Source organism: Tardiphaga sp., assembly GCF_044340795.1.
Lineage (GTDB): Bacteria > Pseudomonadota > Alphaproteobacteria > Rhizobiales > Xanthobacteraceae > Tardiphaga.
In genome coordinates, this window is the sequence record NZ_JBIISY010000030.1 from 22,518 (window position 1) to 40,257 (window position 17,740).

Annotated in this window: 16 protein-coding genes, 1 tRNA gene and 1 riboswitch; of the genes, 12 read left to right on the forward strand and 5 right to left on the reverse strand. The window is 63.7% G+C overall.

What is annotated here, in order from left to right:
• Positions 1-73: 73 nt before the first annotated feature.
• From ACIQ17_RS07410 to ACIQ17_RS07435, 6 genes are all read left to right on the forward strand, one after another.
• The gene (locus ACIQ17_RS07410; protein WP_398466975.1) at positions 74-1,309 is read left to right on the forward strand and encodes an amino acid ABC transporter substrate-binding protein; all 1,236 of its coding nucleotides are present in this window, start codon (positions 74-76) and stop codon (positions 1,307-1,309) included.
• Positions 1,310-1,375: 66 nt separating this feature from the next.
• The gene (locus ACIQ17_RS07415) at positions 1,376-2,245 is read left to right on the forward strand and encodes a branched-chain amino acid ABC transporter permease (RefSeq protein WP_398466977.1); all 870 of its coding nucleotides are present in this window, start codon (positions 1,376-1,378) and stop codon (positions 2,243-2,245) included.
• Positions 2,242-3,186 carry a branched-chain amino acid ABC transporter permease gene (locus tag ACIQ17_RS07420; RefSeq protein WP_398466979.1) on the forward strand — a complete coding sequence of 315 codons (945 nt, stop codon included), beginning with the start codon at positions 2,242-2,244 and terminating at the stop codon, positions 3,184-3,186. The genes ACIQ17_RS07415 and ACIQ17_RS07420 overlap by 4 nt, the downstream gene beginning before the upstream one ends.
• Positions 3,183-3,920, forward strand: a complete 738-nt coding sequence (locus ACIQ17_RS07425) for an ABC transporter ATP-binding protein (protein WP_398466981.1) — start codon at positions 3,183-3,185, stop codon at positions 3,918-3,920. The genes ACIQ17_RS07420 and ACIQ17_RS07425 overlap by 4 nt, the downstream gene beginning before the upstream one ends.
• Positions 3,913-4,626 (forward strand): ABC transporter ATP-binding protein, encoded by a 714-nt coding sequence (locus ACIQ17_RS07430; RefSeq protein WP_398466983.1) that lies wholly within the window; start codon positions 3,913-3,915, stop codon positions 4,624-4,626. Before ACIQ17_RS07425 ends, ACIQ17_RS07430 begins: the two co-directional genes overlap by 8 nt.
• Before the next feature lie 43 nt (positions 4,627-4,669).
• The gene (locus ACIQ17_RS07435; protein ID WP_398466985.1) at positions 4,670-6,121 is read left to right on the forward strand and encodes an aldehyde dehydrogenase; all 1,452 of its coding nucleotides are present in this window, start codon (positions 4,670-4,672) and stop codon (positions 6,119-6,121) included.
• A 22-nt stretch (positions 6,122-6,143) separates the two neighbouring features.
• On the opposite strand, the gene ACIQ17_RS07440 is transcribed toward ACIQ17_RS07435, so the two are convergent.
• A tRNA-Gly gene (locus tag ACIQ17_RS07440) sits at positions 6,144-6,217 on the reverse strand.
• A 236-nt stretch (positions 6,218-6,453) separates the two neighbouring features.
• Between ACIQ17_RS07440 and ACIQ17_RS07445 the strand changes: the two genes are divergently transcribed.
• The 3 genes from ACIQ17_RS07445 to ACIQ17_RS07455 are packed head-to-tail and all read left to right on the forward strand — an operon-like array spanning position 6,454 to position 8,841.
• A complete protein-coding gene (locus ACIQ17_RS07445) occupies positions 6,454-7,032 on the forward strand; it encodes a methylated-DNA--[protein]-cysteine S-methyltransferase (RefSeq protein WP_398466987.1) in 579 nt (192 codons plus the stop codon).
• A gap of 9 nt (positions 7,033-7,041) precedes the next feature.
• Entirely contained in the window at positions 7,042-7,884 is an 843-nt protein-coding gene (locus ACIQ17_RS07450) for a helix-turn-helix transcriptional regulator (protein ID WP_398466989.1), read from the forward strand.
• Between the two features lie 33 nt (positions 7,885-7,917).
• Entirely contained in the window at positions 7,918-8,841 is a 924-nt protein-coding gene (locus tag ACIQ17_RS07455; RefSeq protein WP_398466991.1) for an SRPBCC family protein, read from the forward strand.
• Here the strand turns inward: ACIQ17_RS07455 and ACIQ17_RS07460 are convergent, their stop codons facing one another.
• On the reverse strand, positions 8,842-10,287 hold the full coding sequence (locus ACIQ17_RS07460) for an MATE family efflux transporter (protein ID WP_398466993.1): 1,446 nt from the start codon (positions 10,285-10,287) through the stop codon (positions 8,842-8,844).
• Positions 10,288-10,410: 123 nt separating this feature from the next.
• Positions 10,411-11,454, reverse strand: coding sequence for a hypothetical protein (locus ACIQ17_RS07465; protein ID WP_398466995.1), 1,044 nt, complete (start codon positions 11,452-11,454; stop codon positions 10,411-10,413).
• Between the two features lie 132 nt (positions 11,455-11,586).
• Between ACIQ17_RS07465 and ACIQ17_RS07470 the strand changes: the two genes are divergently transcribed.
• A complete protein-coding gene (locus ACIQ17_RS07470; RefSeq protein WP_398466997.1) occupies positions 11,587-12,921 on the forward strand; it encodes a PQQ-dependent sugar dehydrogenase in 1,335 nt (444 codons plus the stop codon).
• Between the two features lie 117 nt (positions 12,922-13,038).
• On the opposite strand, the gene garD is transcribed toward ACIQ17_RS07470, so the two are convergent.
• On the reverse strand, positions 13,039-14,595 hold the full coding sequence (garD, locus tag ACIQ17_RS07475) for a galactarate dehydratase (protein WP_398466999.1): 1,557 nt from the start codon (positions 14,593-14,595) through the stop codon (positions 13,039-13,041).
• 280 nt (positions 14,596-14,875) lie between these two features.
• Between garD and ACIQ17_RS07480 the strand changes: the two genes are divergently transcribed.
• Positions 14,876-15,541 carry an outer membrane protein gene (locus ACIQ17_RS07480; RefSeq protein WP_398467001.1) on the forward strand — a complete coding sequence of 222 codons (666 nt, stop codon included), beginning with the start codon at positions 14,876-14,878 and terminating at the stop codon, positions 15,539-15,541.
• A 182-nt stretch (positions 15,542-15,723) separates the two neighbouring features.
• Positions 15,724-16,353, forward strand: a complete 630-nt coding sequence (locus ACIQ17_RS07485; RefSeq protein WP_398467003.1) for a Uma2 family endonuclease — start codon at positions 15,724-15,726, stop codon at positions 16,351-16,353.
• Here the strand turns inward: ACIQ17_RS07485 and ACIQ17_RS07490 are convergent.
• Complete coding sequence (locus tag ACIQ17_RS07490) at positions 16,350-17,456, reverse strand: 2'-deoxycytidine 5'-triphosphate deaminase (RefSeq protein WP_398467005.1); 1,107 nt, start codon at positions 17,454-17,456, stop codon at positions 16,350-16,352. The two genes, ACIQ17_RS07485 and ACIQ17_RS07490, sit on opposite strands and share 4 nt — an antisense overlap.
• Before the next feature lie 107 nt (positions 17,457-17,563).
• Positions 17,564-17,643: riboswitch (SAM riboswitch) on the forward strand.
• Positions 17,644-17,740 lie beyond the last annotated feature (97 nt).

The window sequence follows — 17,740 nt, forward strand, 5'->3', positions numbered from 1 at the left end:
GCCCCGGTGCTCAACTAGTGTTCCGCCATCGAGCGCCGCTAAGGCGCCGTCACAACTCACAGGGGAGGATGACATGGTGACAGCAACCAAACAGCGTGCAGTGGGACTGGCCGCCGGTCTGGCCATGATGGCGGGCGCAACCACGCTCGGCTGGGGCGAGGCTCAGGCGCAGACGTCGGTCAAGATCGGCTACGCGATCTCGCGCACGGGTCCCGCCGCGGGCGGCGCGGCGGTGACGTCGATCCCGAATTACGAGCTCTGGGTCAAGGAAGTGAATGCCGCCGGCGGCCTCAAGCTCGGCGATAAGCGCGTCCCCATCGAGGTCGTGCAATATGACGACCGCTCGAGCGCCGAGGAAGCGGCGAAGGCGCTGGAGCGCCTGATCAACCAGGACAAGGTGGATTTCATCCTGCCGCCCTGGGGCACCGGCCTGAACCTCGCGGTCGGCCCGATCCTCAACAAGGCCGGCTATCCGCATCTCGCCTCCACCGCGGTCACCGATCGTGCGCCCGAACTGGCCAAGCGCTGGCCGAACAGTTTCTGGCTGCTCGGCACCAGCGCCGATGCCTCGAAGACGCTGGTCGAATTGCTGGTGAAGCTGCGCGGCGAAGGCAAGATCGGCGATACCGTGGCCATGGTCAGCATCGCGGACGGTTTTGGCATCGATCTCTCGGCTGCAGCTCGTCCCGCGTTGGCTGCCGCAAAGTTCAAGCTCGCTTACGACAAGACCTATCCGGTTGGCACGCAGGATCTCGGCCCGATCGTGAATGAAGTGAAGGCGCTCAATCCCGACACCTTCATCGCCTTCAGCTATCCGCCGGACACGATCGCCATCACCGAGCAGGCGCGCATCTCCGGCTTCAATCCGAAGGTCTACTACACCGGCGTTGGCACCGCCTTTCCACTGTTCAAGCAGAAGTTCGGCGCGAATGCGGAAGGCGTGATGGGCATCGGTGGCTGGAGCGGCGACAGCCCGGCCATCAAGGACTATCTCGCCCGCCACAAGGCCTCCGCGGCCAACGGCGCCGAGCCGGATCGCTGGGCCAGCGCCGTCACCTTTGCCAGCCTGCAGATGCTGCAGCAGGCGATCGAGCGGGTCGGCAAGGTCGATCGTGCCGCGGTCATCAAGGACCTGCAGACCGGCAGCTTCGATACGGTGATCGGCAAGGTGAAGTTCGAGAACAACATGCCGACGAACTACTGGTGGGTCGGCCAGTGGCAGGACGGCGAGTTCTATGGCGTCGCGCCGTCGGGCAATGCAGGCGCGCGCCAGCCGATCCTGCCGAAGCCGGCCTGGAAGACGCAGTAATCGCGGCAGGCTTTAACGGCGCATGATTCCTGCGGGGATCATGCGCCAGCAATCCGGAATGATGGAATGACGAACGCGTTGCTCACCGGCCTCGTGCTGGGCGGAATGTATGCGCTCATCGCCATGGGGCTGACGCTCCAGTATGGCGTGGCGCGGATCATGAATCTCGCTTACGGCGAATTCCTGATTGGCTCGGCCTTTGCGTCCTACCTGCTGTTCACCGGCTGGGCGGTGAACCCGCTGGTCGGGCTGGCGGTGGTCGTGCCCGTCAGTTTTATCGCGAGCTTGCTGCTCTACAAGATTTTCCTGACGCCTCTGGTGCGCCGTGCCCGCACGCGTGACGCGCTGGAGGTGGACAGCATTCTCGCCACTTTCGGCCTGATGTTCATCGTGCAGGGTATTTTGCTCACGATGTTTGGTGGCGCCTATTTCAGCTACTCGTTCCTCGCCATTCCGGTGACCGTGGTCGGCGAAGTGCTGGCGATGAATCGCCTCGTCGCATTCGCTTTGGCCGTCGTGCTCGGCACCGTGCTGTATCTGCTGCTGACGCGCACGCGCATCGGCACCTCGATCCGCGGGGTCGCCGTCGATCCCAATGTTGCGCCGCTGGTGGCGATCAATGTGCCGCAGCTGTCGGCGCTGGCCTTTGCTGTGGGCGGCGCGCTGGTCGCAGCTGCAGGCGTGCTGATCAGCATGTTTCTCACTTTCAGCGCCACGTCCGGCGTGGTGTTCACGATGAAGGCGCTGATCGTTGTCGTCATGGGCGGCATCGGCAATCTGATGGGCTGCCTCGTCGCCGGCGTGTTGCTTGGCTTGAGCGAGGCGCTGGTCGCCACCTATATCGACCCCGGCCTGACCATCGCCGTCAATTTCGCGCTGTTTCTCGGTGTCCTGCTCGTGAAGCCCGCCGGTATTTTTGGAAGGGCGCGCCAGTGACCGGATCACAGCTTCTCATCGGCGGCGTCGGGCTCGCAGCCATTGCCGGCCTCGCCGTCCTGCCGTCGCTGGTCGATGCCTATCATCTCGCGCTCGGCATCACGCTCCTGCAGTTCACGATCCTCGCCACTGCCTGGGGCATGTTCTCCGGCCCGACGCGTTATGTCTCGCTGGCGACCACTGCCTTCTTCGGCGTCGGCGCCTACACGGTCGCGGTGCTCGGCGAGCAGTTGGCCTGGCCGCTGGTGCTGGCGGTGGCGGTCGTGATCGGGGCTGTGACATCGGCCATTGTCGGCCTCTCGACATTGCGCCTGAGCGGCGTGCATTTCGTCATTTTCACCTTCGGCCTGGCCGAGCTGGTGAAGCAGCTCGTGGTCTGGTTCGAGGTCAACAAGAGCCGCGTGCTCGGCCGCTATATCTTCCTCGATATCAGCCAGCAGGACATCTACTGGCAGCTCCTGGCCCTCGCGGTGATCGTGTTCGCCACCGGCTGGCTGATCGCCCGCTCAAAGCTCGGCTTTGCGCTGCGGATCATCGGCGAGGACGAGACGGTGGCGCGGCATTGCGGCATCAACGTCACCTTTGCCAAGGTCGCTTTGTTCGTGATCTCGGCGGTGTTCATGACGCTGGTCGGCGCGATCATGGCGCCGCGCTGGACCTATATCGAGCCGTCGATCGCCTTCAATGCCACGATCTCGTTCGAGGTGGTGATCATGGCGCTGCTCGGCGGCGCGCATCGCTTCTGGGGCCCGGCGCTGGGCGCGATCCCGCTGACGCTGCTGTTCGAATTCCTGTCGGCGCGTTTTCCCAGCACATCAACATTGATCATGGGCGTGGTGTTCCTGCTCATCGTCTATGCCCTGCCGTCCGGTGTGGTCGGGCTGATCGATCGGCTCAGGCTGTTGCGACGTGGCTCCGCCGTGAAGGAGGGCCGCGCATGATTTCCTCAAACACACCCGTCCTGAAGGTCGAGGGCCTCACGCGCCGTTTTGGCGGTCTCGTCGCCGTCAATGAGATGGGTTTCACCGTCCATGCCGGCGAAATCGTCGGCCTGCTCGGGCCGAACGGATCGGGGAAAACCACAGCCATCAATCTGATCTCCGGCGTGCTGCGGCCGGATGCCGGCAGCATCATGCTCGGCGATACGGATATCGCGGGATGGCCCACCTTCAAGATCGCAAGGCTGGGTGTCGCGCGCACGTTCCAGTTGGTGCGCGTGTTGGATGGCATGAGCTGCGGCGACAATGTGCGTGCGGGGCTGGCGTTCAATCATCGCGGGCGCAGCGAGGAGGGTGCTGCAGTTGAAGACCTGCTCGCCCGCGTCGGCCTCGCCGGTCACAGCGCGCGGCCGGCTTCCGAACTCACTTACATCGACCGCAAGCGGCTCGAACTCGCACGCGCGCTGGCGCTGCGTCCGCGCGTGTTGCTGCTGGACGAATGGCTCGCCGGGCTCAATCCATCGGAACTGTTGATCGGCATCGCGCTGATCCGCTCATTGAAAGACGAGGGCCTTTCTATCCTGATGGTTGAGCATGTGATGGATGCGATCCGCTCGCTCTGCAGTCGCTGCGTGGTCATGAGCAGCGGGCGACGCATCGCGGATGGCCCGACCGATGCGGTGCTGAACGATCCCGCGGTCATTGAAGCCTATCTCGGAGCGCCGCACCATGCTTGAGGTCTCCAGGATCAATGTCAGTTTCGGCCAGCATCGCGCGCTCAGCGATGCGGCGCTGACCGTGAAGCGCGGCGAGATCGTCGTGATCCTCGGCGCCAATGGCGCCGGCAAGTCGTCGCTGCTGAAGGCGATCGCGGGTCTCGTCAAATGCGGGCCGGGCAAGCAGGTGAAGCTGGATGGGCGTGATCTGTCCGCGCTTCCCGCGCATCTGATCGTCGAGAGCGGATTGGCGCTGGTGCCCGAAGGCCGCGGTGTGTTCGGCGAATTGACGGTGGCTGAAAATCTGTTGCTTGGCGCCAATCCGAAGCGGGCGCGGTCCATCGAGGCGGCGCAGCGCGACAAGGTGCTGGCGCTGTTTCCGCGCCTCGGCGAGCGCATGAAGCAGGTGGTGCGCACCATGAGCGGCGGCGAGCAGCAGATGGTCGCCATCGGCCGTGCGCTGATGTCGAATCCGGAAATGCTGTTGCTCGATGAGCCGTCGCTCGGCCTGTCGCCGCTGCTGGTGAAGGAGCTGTTCGCCGCGATCAGCCGCATTCGGGAGACCGGCATGGGGCTCCTGATGGTCGAGCAGAATGCGCGGGAGAGCCTGCTCATCGCCGATCGCGGCTATGTCATCGAGAACGGCAAGGTGTCCGGCAGTGGCTCCGCGGCCGAGCTGCAATCCGACGATTCCGTCCGCCGCGCCTATCTCGGCGGGCTCACCTGACACGCTGCATTCCTTCATTCACCCATCAACCGAGGAGATCGCCATGAACATCATCAACCTCCTGATCGAGAACGAAGACGCCGAAGCCAGCGCTGGCGCGACATTCGATCGCCTCAATCCGATCACCGGCGATGTCGCCTCGCGCGCCGCCGCGGCGACGATCGCCGATGCCAGGCGCGCGGCGGATGCGGCTGCGGCCGCGTTCCCGGCGTGGTCGGCAACAGGGCCGGCCGCGCGGCGGACCATCCTGCTCAAGGCTGCCGATATCCTCGCCAGCCGGGCTCCTGAATTCATCGCGCTGATGGCCGCCGAAACCGGAGCCACGGCCGCATGGGCCGGCTTCAACGTGCATCTCGCCTCGGGCATGCTGCGCGAGGCGGCGGCGATGACGACGCAGATTGCGGGCGAGGTGATTCCGTCCGACAAGCCCGGCTGCATTTCCATGGCAGTGCGCCAGCCGGCGGGTGTCGTGCTGAGCATCGCGCCGTGGAACGCACCGGTCATTCTCGGCGCCCGCGCCGTGGCGCTGCCGCTGGCCTGCGGCAACACCGTGATCCTCAAGGCATCCGAAATCTGCCCCGGCACGCATCGTCTGATCGGTGAATGTTTGCGCGATGCCGGGCTGCCGCCCGGCGTGATGAATGTGATCACCAATGCGCCGGACGATGCGCCGGCGCTGATCGAGGCCCTAATCGCACATCCGGCGGTGCGGCGGATCAATTTCACCGGCTCGACGCGCGTCGGCCGGTTGATCGCGCAGACAGCGGCGACGCATCTCAAGCCGGTGCTGCTCGAGTTGGGCGGCAAGGCGCCGCTGGTCGTGCTGGAGGATGCCGATCTCGATGCCGCCGTGGCCGCCTCGGCCTTCGGCGCTTTCATGAATCAGGGGCAGATCTGCATGTCCACCGAACGCCTCGTGGTCGATCGCACTGTGGCGGAAGCGTTCGTGTCCAAGCTCGCCGTCAAGGCCGAGCAACTGGTGGCCGGCGATCCGCGCCAGGGCAATGCGCCGCTGGGTTCGCTGATCGATGCCAGCGCCGCCGATCGCATGCAGGCACTGATCAAGGACGCGGTCGGGAAGGGTGCGCGCGTCGTCGCCGGCGGACGCGTGGAGGGAACGCTGATGTCGGCGACGGTCTTGGATCACGTGACATCATCGATGCGCATCTATGGCGAAGAGTCGTTCGGCCCCATCGTGACTGTGGTGCGGGTCGATGGCGTCGACGAGGCGGTGCGGGTTGCCAATGACACCGAATATGGCCTTTCGGCCGCAGTGTTCGGGCGCGACATCGCCCGCGCGCTGACGGTGGCGAAGCGGATCGAATCGGGCATCTGCCACGTCAACGGCGCCACCGTGCATGACGAGGCGCAGATGCCGTTTGGCGGAACCAAGTCGTCGGGTTACGGGCGCTTCGGCGGCAGGGCAGGGATCGCGGAATTCACGGAACTGCGCTGGATCACCATCGAGACCGGCCCGCAGGCCTATCCGATCTGAAGCGGCGGCGCATCAGGATGGCTGGAGCGGGCGAAGGGAATCGAACCCTCGTATGCAGCTTGGGAAGCTGCCGTTCTACCATTGAACTACGCCCGCGTGCCCTCTGATCTAGCCGAGGATCGGTGATCCGCCAAGCGATCTCTGGCTGGCGTCGTAGGATGGGTTGAGCGAAGGCGCGCAGCGCCGAGGCGATACCCATCACGGCCGGGCGCCTGTGGTGATGGGTATCGCTGCGCTCAACCCATCCTACAGCCGCGTCGAATGAGAGAGTATCTGCGCACCTGCAATTTCCGGTTGGCGAAAACCGTTTGCCTGCTAACATCTGAGTCGGGATGGCTGGGCTGGGATATACGACCTTCGATACGGCGGTCGGACGCTGCGGAATCGCATGGAGCGAGGCCGGGATCGCTCGCGTCCAGCTGCCGGAAGCGCGGGAGCTGGAGACGCGGCGGCGGTTGCTGCAGCAATATCCCGAAGCGCGCGAGTGGCGTCCGCCGGCCGATGTGCAAACGGCCATCGACGGCATCGTGGCAGCGCTGAACGGCAAGGCGGTCGACCTCTCCGACATTACGCTCGACACCTATGACATTCCCGAATTCAACTGCCGGGTCTATGAAGCGATCCGCCGGATCCCGCGCGGCGAGACACGTACCTATGCGGATATCGCAATCCATCTCTATGTCAGCGGCGCTATCAATGCGGTGTCCAATGCGGTGGCGCGCAATCCGTTCGCGATCATCGTGCCATGCCATCGCGCGCTGGTGACGATCGGCCAGACCTCGGGTTTTGCCGGCAATGCCGGGATCGTGACGAAATCGCGGCTGCTGTCGATCGAGGGAGCGCTGTCGGGGCGGGCGACCAATCTGTTCGATGCGCTTCTGTCCGTTGCTCCGCCGCGTCCGCAGGGTTAGCTTTCGCGCATGCAGGCGAGGACGCTTTTCCAGGGCAGCGGCATCACCGTGACGGATTATCGCTGCACGGCGGGTCCGGACGATGCGCCATTTGTCGAGCGACATGCCAGCCACTCCATTTCCTATGTGCGCAAGGGCAGTTTTGGTTGCCGTTGCCGCGGGCGGTCGCATGAGCTTGTTGCCGGCGCGGTGCTGATCGGTGCGCCCGGCGAGGAATATGTCTGCCATCACGAACATCATGCGGGCGGCGATGAGTGCCTGTCCTTCGCCTTTGCGCCGGAGGCGATCGCTTTGATCGGCGACGATCTCTCGGTGTGGCAGCAGGGCAGCGCCGCGCCGCTGGCGGAGCTGATGATGCTGGGCGAACTGGCGCAGGCCGTGGCCGACGCGCAGAGCGATCTGGGCCTTGACGAAATCGGGCAGGTCTTTGCGGCGCGGCTGGTCGACATTGTTTCGGGCAGGGCGCGCAGGCCCGCGGTGATCAGCGCCCGCGATCGCCGCCGTGCGGTGGAAACCGCGATGTGGATCGCGGCGCATTCGGCGGACGACATCGATCTCGACGCTGCGGCGAAGCAGGCCGGTGTCAGCCCGTTTCACTTCCTGCGCATGTTCCGCGATGCGCTTGGCGTGACACCGCATCAATATCTGGTGCGCTCGCGGCTGCGCCACGCAGCGCGGCTGCTGGCGGAAAATGAAAACCCCATCACCGATATCGCCTTCGATGTCGGCTTCGGTGATCTATCGAACTTCGTGCGCAGCTTTCATCGCGCGGCCGGCGTGTCGCCGCGCGCGTTCCGGCAGGCTTCGAAGGGGAGCCGCAAGATTTTCCAAGAACGTCTGGCGCTGCATTGATATTTCCCGTCCGGCTCTTTTGCGGAGGCGGACATGGCATCCATTCACAAGACGGTTTCACTCGATGCGCCCGCCGGCGAGGTCTGGGCGGCGGTGGCGGATTTCGGCGCGCTGCACACGCGGCTGGTGCCGGGCTTCGTCACGGACACCAGGGTCGAGGGCGACGACCGGATCGTTACTTTCGGCAACGGCACGGTGGTGCGGGAACGCTTCGTGGATTGCGACCATGTGCGGCGCCGCTTCGTCTATGCTGCCATCAGCGAGCGCATCACGCAGCATAATGGCGTGGTGCAGGTCATAGCGGATGGGCCGGATCGATGCCGCCTCGATTGGTCGGCGGACCTGTTGCCGAGTGACATCGCAGGCTATGTGAGCACGCAGATGGACATCGGCATCGCTGCGATGGCGAATCATTTCTGCAATGGCGGGAATGGAAGGCGGTCTTTGCGTGATGTGTTGCTGGCTGAAGGGCCTGCGCCGGATCGCGGCAGCAACATGGATCTCTATGGCTGGCTGATCGGCGCCTGGGATCTCGACGTCGTCAGATACATGCCCGATGGCAAGGAGCGCCGGCGGCAGGGCGAATGGCATTTCGACTGGGTGCTGGAAGGGCGCGCGATCCAGGATGTCTGGATTGTGCCGAAGCGGGGCGCAGAGCGCGAAGGCGATGCGGCGGCCAATGCGTTCTCCTACGGCACAACTCTGCGCATCTACGATCCGCGCATCGATGCGTGGCAGATCCAGTGGAGCGATCCGGTGATCTCGAATTTCCTCACCATGGTCGGCCGCAAGGAGGGCGATGACATCGTCCAGCTCGGCCGCGACAAGGACGAGCGGCCTGTCCGCTGGAGCTTCTCGAAAATCACGCCGCAATCCTTTCTGTGGCGCGGCGAGACCTCGCACGATGACGGCAGGACGTGGCGATTGGATGTGGAATTCGCCGCACGGCGGATGTGATCAGGAGAGCGCGGGCCTGATCTCGGGCACCGGTCCCGCTTTCGGCCCCCAGCGCGTGAGCATCACGCTGAGCACGGAGAGCACGCCGAGCAGTACCATGGACGCAGCGGCGAGCCAGAAGAAGCTGGTGGCCGGCGCATCGATGGATAGCAGATACCAGCCGCCGGCGCAGACAAATCCGAGCCGGACGGTTTGTGCCAGCACGGGGCCGAGCACTTTCGCGGCGCCTTGCGAGGAGAAGTAGCTCACCGTGGCGAGGCCGAGAAAGGCATACATGGGCGCGCAGGTGGCGAGATAGGTGCGGCTCGCCTCGCGCACGCCGGGGTCGTTGGTGAAGAGGTTGACCCAGACATGCGGGAAGATCGCAATCAGCGTGCCCAGCAGGCCGACCACGCCGAAGGCGATGGCGCAGCCAGTCCAGGCGACACGCCGCGCGCGTTTGACCCGGCCCGCGCCGATCGCCATGCCGACGATGGGCACCGAGGCGATGCCGACGGCGAAGGCCAGCGTGGTCAGCATGAATTCGAGCCGCGCGCCAATGCCGTAGCCGGCCAGCACTTCGGTGCCGTAATGCGCCAGCATATGGGTGAAGATCAGCAGGGTCAGCACGCCCTGTAGCGGATTGAAACAGGCGATGGCGCCGACTTTCAGGATGTCGAAGAACATGCCGCGCTGGATACGGAAGCCATTCAGCGTCGGCCGCACCCGGGCGCGGCCGGAGAACACGTACCAGCCCATCACGCCGGCGCCGATGGTGAAGGCCGTCAGCGTGCCGGCAGCGACGCCGGGCATGCCGAATTGCGGGATCGGGCCGAGGCCGAGGCCGAGCGTGCCGCCGAGGACGATCTGCAATCCGGCCGATGAGGTCTGCATCGCGGAGGGGATTTTCATGTTCCCGGTGCCGCGCAGGATCGCTGCAAAGGTGTTCATCAGCCAGGGGATGACGCCGCCGGCAAAGAAGATGGTGATGTAGCCGAGTGCCTGGCTCAGCACATTGCCGCGGCCGCCGAGAAGCTGCAGCAGCGTCGAGCCGAAGGTCAGCATGCCGATGGTGAAGGTGAGGCCGAAACAGGCGCCGATCAGCAGTGCGTGGCCAGCCAGCGTGTTGGCACGCTCGCGGTCGCCAGCGCCGAGCGCTCGGGCGATGGCGGAAGAGACGCCGCCACCCATGGCGCCCCCGGACATGGTCATGGTCAGCATCACGAACGGGAAGACCAGCGCCATGGCGGCCAGCGCCTCGGTGCCGAGTCGCCCGATATAGGTGGTCTCGAAAATCACGACCATGGTGCCGGCGGAGAGCGCCACGACATTCGGCCAGGCAAGGCGCAGCAGGGTCGGCAGGATGGCGTGATCGAGCAGCGGATTCCTGGCCGGCGCGTTCAGCTCGGGAAGCGGCTGTTTGTCGCCATCCACCACGGGGCGTTCGGCGAGCGCGACCTCGGACATGCAGTCTCCCTGACGGTCCGGTCTCACATGCCGGACACCACCTTTCCTAGCACCGTTCCAGGCGGGCGCCATACGCGCCCGCTGCATGGGCGCTGGTCGATTTGCACTGCAGTACGGGAGCGCTTACCCGATCGTCCAGGTGAACGGCCGTGCACCATTCCGCTCTGCGGTCATGGTGACGGGAATGTTGCGGCCGCAGCCGGCGGCGAGGCCTTCGACGAGGCCGCGTAAAAGCTCGGCGCAGGCGGGATGTGCGTCGATAACGCCGTCCATCAGCTTCCAGCTGGTCTGCCAGACCGCAATCGCACCGGCGGATTTGTCGATAGTGAATTCGTCGTCCTGTGCGCCGAGCAAGGCGGTGAAGAAGTCCGTGAAGGTCGTGGCATCCCCGCGCGCCATGCCGAAGCTTTTGGCGACTTCGTCGTAATACTGCATGCCGATCAGCTTGCCGGTGAGTCGCAGCAGATAGCCGGCGTCATCGGGACCGAACAATTGCACGGCGACGGGCGCGGCCGTGCGCACATATTCCATCGCGTAATTGCGATAGGCCTTTTCCAGTCGAGGCTTTGGCCAGCTGTCGACGGGCAGTGCTGGAGCTTTGGCGGGATCGAAAGGCGGCGCTTCGAGGTGGCGCGCAAAGACCAGGCGCTGGTCGAGGTCCAGATCGTGGTCGTATTCGCAATAGTAGCCCTCGAGGCCGTCCTGGCCATCGACGCTCTGCTTGGTGCAGACGAAACCGAGGCGCAGATTGCCGAGCGTGACGCCGTTATTCGCGTGCCAGCCGCGCAACATCGCGCGCGAAACCTCGCCGGGAATGCCGCAGATCGCGGTGCCACGCCAGATCCAGCGCGGCGGCGGATAGCGAATCCACGCCTTGCGGTCGTTCTCGATCATGTATTCCACCGAGACGCCGCCGATCCAGTTGGAGAGATAGTGATACTGCGCCGCTGCGACCGCGGGTGGCAGGTGCGACAGGCCGAGCTTGTCGAGGCCCGCGAGGAAGCGCTCCTGCTGCTGGCGACGGAAGATGCGAAACACGAATTCCGCTGCATCTGGCGTGCCGCGGCGTGTCACGACGGTGAGGATGAGGCCGGTGAAGACGGCGTGATAGAGATCGGCCACGCTGCGCCAGCGCTTCCACGTGGTCTGGTCATTCGCTGCGGTCATCGCTTCCGTCCCTTCTCGATTGGTGGCGATGACCATAGCTGCGGCGTGGCGCCGCTTCACATGAAATTCATGCAGGGAGATCGAACGCTTCTGCATTGCGTGCATTGAGTTCCGTCACCACGAGGAAATTCCATGCGCCAAAAATTCTTGCTCTCGACTGCTCTTCTGATCGTGGCGCTGCCACTCGCTGGCTGTAACGAGAAGTCGACAATCGCCTCGGGCGAAGATTACGGGCCGACGCCGAAACTGGTCGAACCGAACAAGACGTGGCTGCCGACGGTGAATGTCTCCAAGGCCATCGGCTGGCAGGATGGCGCCAAGCCGAAGGCGGCTGAAGGCATGACCGTCACCGCCTTCGCCAGCGGTCTCGATCATCCGCGCACGGTCTACACGCTGCCGAATGGCGATGTGCTCGTTGCCGAGAGCAACGCGCCGCCGAAGCCGGACAGCGGCTTCAGCATCCGCGGCTTCGTCATGAACAAGGTGATGGGTTATGCCGGCGCACGCGCGCCATCGGCCAATCGTATCACGCTGCTGCGCGATGCTGATGGTGACGGTGTTGCGGAGATGAAGGCGCCGTTCGTCGAGGGGTTGAATTCACCTTTCGGCATGGTGCTGGTGGGCGATCGCTTCTATGTCGCCAATGCCGATGCGGTGGTGGTCTTCCCGTATCAGGAAGGCGACACGCGGATCACGGCGGCCGCGACCAAGGTGGTCGATCTGCCGGCGGGCCTCAATCATCACTGGACCAAGGATCTCACCGCCAGCGCTGATGGCAGCAAGCTCTATGCGACCGTGGGCTCCAACAGCAATGTCGGCGAGAACGGTATGGACATCGAGAAGAACCGCGCAGCGATCCTCGAAATAGATCGTGTCAACGGCACGTCGCGCCTGTTCGCATCCGGGCTGCGCAATCCCAACGGCCCGGCGTGGAATCCGCAAAGCGGTGCGTTGTGGGTCGTCGTCAATGAACGCGACGAAATCGGCAGTGACCTCGTGCCGGATTACATGACTTCGGTGAAGGATGGCGGGTTCTATGGCTGGCCCTACAGCTATTACGGCCAGCATGTGGATGTACGCGTCGAACCGCAGAAGCCAGACCTGGTGGCCAAGGCGATTGCGCCGGATTATGCGCTCGGCGCGCATACGGCATCGCTGGGTCTCGCCTTCAACACCGGCGATCTGTTTCCGGAAAACATGAAGAACGGCGCGTTCATCGGCCAGCATGGCTCGTGGAATCGCAAGCCGCAGAGTGGCTACAAGGTGATCTTCGTGCCGTTCACCGATGGCAAGCCCTCGGGCAAGGCGCAGGATGTGCTGACGGGCTTCCTCAACGAAAAGGGCGAGGCGCAGGGCCGGCCGGTGGGCGTGCGGCTCGACAACAAGGGCGCGCTGCTGGTGGCGGACGACGTCGGCAACGTGATCTGGCGTGTGGCGCCGTCAGGTGCGAAGGCGGCGGCGTTGTGATGTGCGCTGCCGTAGGGCGGATGAGCGAAGCGTAATCCGCCGGCCGAGTTCAAAACGAAAACTCCGCGGCGGATTACGGCTACGCCTAATCCGCCCTACGGCCGCGCCGCGTGTGACTCACGTCACCGGCGCAGGGTTGAACAACACCAGATCATTGTGCAGGCCCCATTTGTCCGCCCAGACCTGCTTGCGGCCGCTGGCGACATCGAGGATGAGCTGGAACAGCTCCCAACCCGCTTCCTCAATGGTCATCTCGCCCGACGCGATGCGGCCGGCGTCGAAGTCGATGAGATCGGACCAGCGCTTGGCCAGTTCGGTACGGGTGGACACCTTGATCACCGGGGCTTGTGCGAGGCCGTAAGGCGTGCCGCGGCCGGTGGTGAATATCTGCATCTGCATGCCGGCGGCAAGCTGCAGCGTGCCGCAGATGAAATCACTGGCAGGTGTTGCTGCGAACAGCAGCCCCTTCGTGGTTGCGCGTTCGCCGGGTCCTATCACGCCGGTGATGGCCGACGAGCCCGACTTGACGATCGAGCCGAGCGACTTCTCGACGATATTGGCGAGGCCGCCTTTCTTGTTGCCCGGCGTCGTATTGGCGCTGCGATCGGCGCCGCCGCGGGCGAGATAGGCATCGTACCAGTCCATCTCGCGCACCAGCGCGCGACCCACATCCTCGCTTGCTGCACGGCGTGTCAGCAATTCGATGGCGTCGCGGACCTCGGTGACTTCGGAGAACATGACTGTGGCGCCGGCGCGCACGAGAAGATCGCTGGCAAAGCCGAGCGCGGGATTTGCGGTGACGCCGGAGAATGCATCGCTGCCGCCGCATTGCAGGCCGATCACCAGTTCGGATGCGGGCACCGTTTCACGCTTGCGCTGGTTCAGCACCTTCAGGCGCGCATCAGCCATGGTGACAATCGTGTCCACCATGTCGCCGAAGCTCTGATTGCCCTCGTCCTGCAGGCGCATCATGCTGGCGGGATCATTGGTCGGCAGCAGCCGTTCCGGCGCGAGTTTCTCGCAGCCGAGGCCGACCACCATCACCTCGCCGCCGAAATTCGGGTTCTTCGCGATATTCTGCAGCGTGCGGATCGGGATATAAGCGTCGGGCGCATTGATCGCGACACCGCAGCCATAGCCATGGGTGACGGCGACAACGTCATCGACATTGGCGTAACGGGGCAGCAGTTCCGCCTTGATCTTCTTGATCGCGAATTCGAGCGTGCCGGCGACGCATTGCACCGATGTGCTGATGGCGAGAATGTTCTTGATGCCGACGGAGCCGTCGGGATTGCGAAAGCCCTCGAATGTGTAACCGGTCAGCGGCTCCTGTGGAGGAGGGATCGCGGTTGCGATGTCGAGGCGATCGAGTTCCGGTGCATCGGGCATGTGGATGCGCGCTTCCTCAACCCAATCGCCAATGGCGATCGTATCGATCGCGTAACCGATAATCTCGCCGTAGCGGATGATCGGCTGGTCTTTTGCGATCTCGGCGAGCGCGAGCTTATGACCCTGCGGAACAAACTGGCGCAGCGTGATGCCATCGGCGAGCCGGGTTCCCGCTGGCAGTCCGAAATCATTCACCACGATCGCGACATTGTCGCGCGCATTCAGCTTGATGGTACGCGGCGCATATGCGTTAGCTGCCTTTGGGGGGGCCATCGCCTCGTTCATTTCCTCGGATCCTTGTTGGCGGTCTCTGTTTTTCCGCTGCGACGACAGTAGCACATCGCGGCTGCGTGTTGCGCAGGTTGAGGTTTAACCCACGGTTATGCACGTTTCGTAACACATCCGGGGGCTTCGATGCACGAATGAGGCGAGTATGTGTCAGAAGCACGACGTGCATGGAAAACCCGCCACACTCGTTTGAAGCGCTGTTGCACGTCTGTGACAGCAATCTCTGCGCAATCGTCTAGGTTCGCCGCAATCCAGTTTGGGATTGAGAGGATTATCTATGAAGAAGTATCTGCTTTCGACCGCAGCCGTTGCCATGGTCGCGCTGGCTGCACCCGCGTCTGCAGCCGATCTGGCAGCTCGTCCGTACACCAAGGCGCCGGCTTACGCCGCTCCCGCCGCTCCGATCTACAACTGGACCGGCTTCTACATCGGTGGTCACATCGGTGGTGGCTTCCCGGGCGAAGACAATGTCGTCCTCGGCAACCGCGATGGCACGTTCCTCGGCGGTGTGCAGGGCGGTTGGGACACGCAGTTCGCGCCGAACTGGGTGTTCGGTCTCGAAGCCAACTACAGCTTCAAGGACACCAGCAGCAGCTTCGATAACCGCGGCCTCGGTTCGGTCACCGGCCGTCTCGGCTACACCTGGGGTCCGACCCTGCTGTACGCCAAGGGCGGTTACGCCTGGGCTGACTCGCGCTTCACCAATGGCTTCGGTGGCGACGGCGGCCGCGATGGCTACACCGTCGGCGGCGGTCTCGAATACCTGTTCACCCAGAACTGGTCGGGCAAGATCGAATACCAGTACTACGACTTCGGCAACGTGACCGCTTTCGGTCCGGGCATCGGTACCGTCGTCGGCTTCAAGAACGACGAGCACACCGTTAAGGCTGGTCTGAACTACCGCTTCAACCTCGGCAATCTGGGCGGCGGTTTCGTTCAGTAAGCTTGCGACAAGCGACGCCGGTTAAGACTGGCGTCGCTTCTTCTGTGTTATCGATTCTGAATCCAGAAAACCTGGCCCGCATTCTCCATGCGGGCCTTTTTTCGTTGGGGCAGTGACGAGCGGAACCCGGCTTCCGCAAGCGCAATGTCTGTAGTACCGTGCAGCCAGCGAAGGGAATGGTGATGGGTATTGCCGTCATGCAAGGCCGGACCGGCCAGCAGATGTCCGCGGAGGAATTCCGTGACTTCCAAAAATATCGCCCGGATCATGAGCGCTGGGAATTGCTGGCGGGCGTCCCGGTCATGATGACGCCTCCGAGACTCATTCACAATCGGATTGCAGAGAATCTTGCGCGGTTGCTGGACGATAGCTTTGACCGGCAAGGTCTGCCGCTCATGGCAACCCAGCGATCTGGCTTCAAGAGCTTTATACTCGACGGCAGGGTTTACGAGCCCGAACCCGACGTGGCCGTCATCGATACGGAATACGAGCTTGAGCAGCGCTATTTCGATGTAGCTTATTTACTGGCCGAAGTTGTGTCGTCTTCGGATCAGATTGGTGTCCCTGGCACCGGGCGCGAGTGGATCGATGTGAAATGCGAGTTGTACCGCTCGCATGCGGCTTGCGTCGCCTTGCTCGTCATCACGCAGGACCATATGGCGGTCCAAGTGGAGTTGCGCACGGACGATGGTTGGACATCGGACGTGCTGACAGGGCCCGACGCCGAGATCGTGATTCCGAAGCTCAGTTTCCGATGCTGTGTCGGCGACCTCTATGACCGCACGCCGTTAAAGTCTCAGCTTCGTTCCTAAACCTTGAAATGCTTCGACAGCTTCAGGTTCTGGCCCTGATAATTCGAACCGATGCGCTGGCCGTAGAGTGAATCCGGGCGATCCAGCATGCGTTCATAAACGAGGCGGCCGACGATCTGGCCGTGTTCGAGGATGAACGGCACTTCGCGCGAGCGAACCTCCAGCACCGCGCGGGAACCCTTGCCGCCGGCGCCGTCATGGCCGAAGCCTGGGTCGAAGAAGCCGGCGTAATGCACGCGGAATTCGCCGACCAGCGGATCGAACGGCACCATTTCGGCGGCGTAGTCCGGCGGCACCTGCACAGCTTCCTTGGAAGCGAGGATGTAGAACTCGCCGGGATCGAGGATCAGCGTGCGGTCGGGGCGCGCATGGATCGGCTCCCAGAAATCCTCCACCGCATAGCCGCCGCGGCGATCGACATCGACCACGCCGGTGTGCCGCTTGGCGCGGTAGCCGACGAAGCCGGAGGCATTCTCGCCGGAGAGGTCGACGGAAACCGCGAGACCGTTGGTGAGGTCGGCATCATCGATATCGACCAGCGGATCCTGTGCGTGCAGCTCTTCCAGCGCCTCGGTATCGAGCACGGCATCACCGATACGGAAGCGCACCTGCGACAGGCGCGAGCCCTCACGCAGCAGCACCGGGAAGGTTTTCGGGCTGATCTCGGCATAAAGCGGGCCGTGATAACCGGCACCGATCACGTCGAAACGGCGGGTGCCGTCCGCGATCACGCGGGTGAAGACGTCAAGGCGGCCGGTGGAGCTCTTCGGATTGGCGGCGGCAAAAATGTTCGGCGGCAGTGCGAGGCTTTCCAGCAGCGGCACGATATAGACGCAGTTGGTTTCCAGCACTGCGCCGTCGGAGAGATCGATCTCGTGCAGCTTCAATTCGTCGATGCGTTCGGCAACGGTCACATTCGGCCCGGGCAGGAAGCTGGCGCGGACGCGATAGGCGATGGGGCCGAGGCGCAGGTCGAGGCTGGCCGGCTGGATCTGGCTTTCGACGAAATCATATTCGGGCAGGATCAGGCCGGCCTCGGCCATCGCCTCGATCATGCTGTCGGGCAGAATTCCATCGGCATCGGCGGCGAGGGTGAACGTCACGGGTCTGGTCCTTACGTCGGCTTTCCGGGACAATACCCTGAAAAACCGTAACTTTACCGGCTATCTCAACCGCGCCTTGACGGCAAGCGCAAGCGGGAATAGGAACAATCCTATCCCGTGGTGATTTGAGCCGGCCGGCTTGCAGCCACGTAAAATAAGTCGCTAAACAGGCCGGGGACCCATGTCCTTCCAGCATGCGATCCCGGCCTGAGGACGTCCGTCCAGGCCGGTTTTTTTGTGCCCGCGACACGCGGTCACGTTGGAGGTCACATGTCTGCGAAGTC